The organism is Streptomyces sparsogenes subsp. cuspidosporus (assembly GCF_039532705.1).
Taxonomy (GTDB): Bacteria; Actinomycetota; Actinomycetes; order Streptomycetales; family Streptomycetaceae; genus Streptomyces; species Streptomyces sparsogenes.
Genome location: NZ_BAAASD010000115.1, coordinates 1 through 2,773, shown reverse-complemented (window position 1 = coordinate 2,773; position 2,773 = coordinate 1). Strand labels below are relative to the sequence as shown.

The following is a 2,773-nucleotide window of genomic DNA, read 5'->3' as shown; positions in this document are numbered from 1 at the left end:
CCGGCGGAGCTGCCTCAGCTCTTCCCGCTCGGCGGTGGTCAGCCGGTCGTCGCGTTCACCGGTGTCCGCCTCGGCCTGGCGGACCCAGCCGCGCAGGGCCTCCTTGTGGATGCCCAGGTCCTTCGCGACATGCGCGATCGGACGGCCGCTGGTGCGGACCTCACGGACGGCCCGCTCACGGAGCTCGTCCGGCTACGTCCGATCAGGCTGCTGAGCTGGGCGTTTTCTGTGGACGGTGAGGCAGCCGTGGTGACGTGGTGTGGTACTCGTTGAGCAGTCCGCCAAGTACCTGGCGGCGCCTGACCGCGGCAGCGGGCAGGAGGATGACGTTTGGGTCGTCGTCAGGTGCTCGTAGGCCAAGGCCACGGTGGGCCCGTCCCGCGTTGTAGTGCTCCGCGTACGTGGTGAGGACCGCGCGGAGGTGTCGTTCACCGGTGATGAGGAGGCGATCGCTACATTCGGCGCGGGCTGTACGCATCCATCGTTCGGCAAACGCGTTGGACCGCGGGCTTTGCGGCGGAGTCGGGATGACGGCTGTGCCGTTGTCGGCGAAGACGGCGTCGAACGCGTCGGTGAACTTGCTGTCCCGGTCACGGATGAGGAACCGGAAGCACCCAGCCCTCTCCTCCAGATCCTCAGCAGATTGCGGGCGAGTTGAGTGACCCATGCCCCGGTGGGACGTGCGGTGACACCCAGGACATGGACGCGCCGGGTCTTTAACCTCGATCTTGCATGAGGGTCCGTCAGCTTGCTGACGGACCCCTTTTGCTCGTTCAGGACGGAGATTTTCGCTTGTGGTGCATGCTGATGGCCCGGCTGTCGCGTCGGGTGGGCGCCGGGTTCCACGGCTCCGGGAGTTCGTTCAGGCTCGTCGGGACAGGATCGCTGCTGGTCATCCGGGGTTCGGGAGTGCATCCAGCCGTGCGAGGGCACGTGTGATCACATCCGTCCACGGCCAGTGGGCCGCGAGGCGGAGGATGCGGCGGCGTCCGGTGGTGACGAGCTGGGCGGCGGTGGAGAACAGCCGCAGTCGCATGCGGCGGGGCTCCCACAGCCGGGAGTCTCTGGCGAGGGCGAGCATTGGCATCCAGGCCAGCAGGTCGAGGGCGATCTGGACGATCTCCAGCCAGATCTGGTTCTGGGCGGTGTCGTGCAGGGGCAGGTTGCGCAGTCCGGTGGCGCGGGCGGCGCGGATGCGGTCCTCGGCGCGGGCCCGCTGGCGGTGCCGCAGCTCCAGCTCGGCGATCGGGGTGTTCTTGGTGTCGGTGGCGAAGCAGGTCAGCCGCATTCCGTCGGCATCGGTGAAACGCAACTGGGCTCCCGGGTGCGGGCGTTCCTTGCGGACGATCAGCCGTAACCCCTTCGGCCAGCCGGCCGCGCAGTTGCTGCCGGCGTCGATCTCGGCGACCCAGGCGCCGTCGCGGACCTCGCCGTCCGGCTCGACGGCCGGCGCCCACGCCGTCGCGGGGATCTGCAGGACGGGGTGGTGGATGGCGTCGGTGATGGTCATCCCGACCGAGTGCGACAGCCACCGCCCACGCTGGGCGAGCCAGGCCACGAATTCATGGGTGCCACCGCCGGAATCGCAGCGGATCAGCGTCTTGCGTCCGCGCCGGTAGGTCTTCGGCAGCTGGGCCAGGGCCAGCTTGGCGGCCTCGATGTGGTCGGCGGCGGTGTTGGAGCCTGCGTTCCCGGGCCGCAACAGCCCCACCACCGGTTCCCCGGCCCCGCCCCGGCCGTGGTCGACGAACCCCATCAGCGGGTGGTGGCCGTAGGTCTTCTTCCAGATCGCGGCGGCGTCCTGCTTGTCGGAGTGCGCGATGACGAGCACACCGTCCAGGTCCACGGTCACCTGCCCGCCGGCGTACGGCGCCGCGTCACCGGCCAACGTCCAGACATGTTCGCGTACCTCGGCCCGCGCGGCTCGTATCGCCGCCAGGGCCCGCTCCCCGCCCGCGGCGAGTGAGTCGACGAGCCGGGAGACGGTCGGGTCGGAGGCCACCGGCCCGAACAGTGCCGGCTCGGCCCGAAGCATCGCGACGTCGGCCAGACAGTCCCCGCCCAAAGCGACTGCGAGCGCGACATCCAGCAGGACCTTGCCCGGATCGTGTACCGCCCGGGCCTTGCGCCACGGCGCCAGGGCCACGGATATCGCCTGATCCAGACCGGTCTTGCGGACCGTCTCCACCAGCAGCGCAGCCCCGGCCTGGGAGACCACCGAACGACCGCCGCCCTCGACACGGACACGGGGATAGGACCCGATACGCTTCTTCACCTGGGAAGTGCTTCTTTCCTCGCAGCCAACAGGACCCTCAGCAAGTCCTACCGTTGCAGGTCAGAGGCACTTTCCGTGTTTTTGATCAACCCTCGGACAGGCCACGTCGTGAAAGCGTGAGGTTAGCAGTCGCAGACGCCGCAGGGCGGGCAACGGCAGCCGGTGCGGCAGCGCCGCCAGGAACACCCGGTCGCTCGGGCTGAACCGAGCCTTTCCCTCGCCGAGTTGGCGTTCCAGGACCGTGATCTGCTGACGGAGAGCCAGGATCTCCGCATCCTTGTCCCGGTCGCTCATCGGCAGCAGACGCAGTAGCGCGAACGCATTCGTCACACCGAGGTAGGCCAGTCGCAGCAGCACGATCGATCATCAGTGCGTTCGCCACTCGCCTCGCCCCACCGGTGCTGGTCCGCTGGCTGTTCGTCGCGTATGTGGCCATCACCATCGTCGACCTGCTGCTCCGCCCCGGCTTCCTGCGCCCCCGCGCACCCATCGAGGAGC

General features: G+C 69.0%; 4 protein-coding genes and 1 pseudogene. 1 reads left to right on the top strand and 4 read right to left on the bottom strand.

Annotated features, from left to right (window positions below; all coding sequences use genetic code 11):
• The 4 genes from ABFY07_RS42565 to ABFY07_RS42550 form a co-directional block, all read right to left on the bottom strand.
• Positions 1-138: transposase (locus ABFY07_RS42565; protein ID WP_346179596.1), on the bottom strand; the 138-nt coding region annotated here is incomplete at its 3' end.
• A 64-nt stretch (positions 139-202) separates the two neighbouring features.
• Positions 203-478 carry an integrase core domain-containing protein gene (locus tag ABFY07_RS42560; protein WP_346179595.1) on the bottom strand — a complete coding sequence of 92 codons (276 nt, stop codon included), beginning with the start codon at positions 476-478 and terminating at the stop codon, positions 203-205.
• A 414-nt stretch (positions 479-892) separates the two neighbouring features.
• On the bottom strand, positions 893-2,275 hold the full coding sequence (locus ABFY07_RS42555) for an IS1380 family transposase (protein ID WP_346179594.1): 1,383 nt from the start codon (positions 2,273-2,275) through the stop codon (positions 893-895).
• Between the two features lie 60 nt (positions 2,276-2,335).
• Positions 2,336-2,632, bottom strand: a complete 297-nt coding sequence (locus ABFY07_RS42550; RefSeq protein ID WP_346179593.1) for a hypothetical protein — start codon at positions 2,630-2,632, stop codon at positions 2,336-2,338.
• Positions 2,633-2,643: 11 nt separating this feature from the next.
• On the opposite strand from ABFY07_RS42550, the pseudogene ABFY07_RS42545 reads away from it, so the two are divergent.
• Positions 2,644-2,773, top strand: a pseudogene (locus tag ABFY07_RS42545) (sulfite exporter TauE/SafE family protein); the annotation flags it as partial.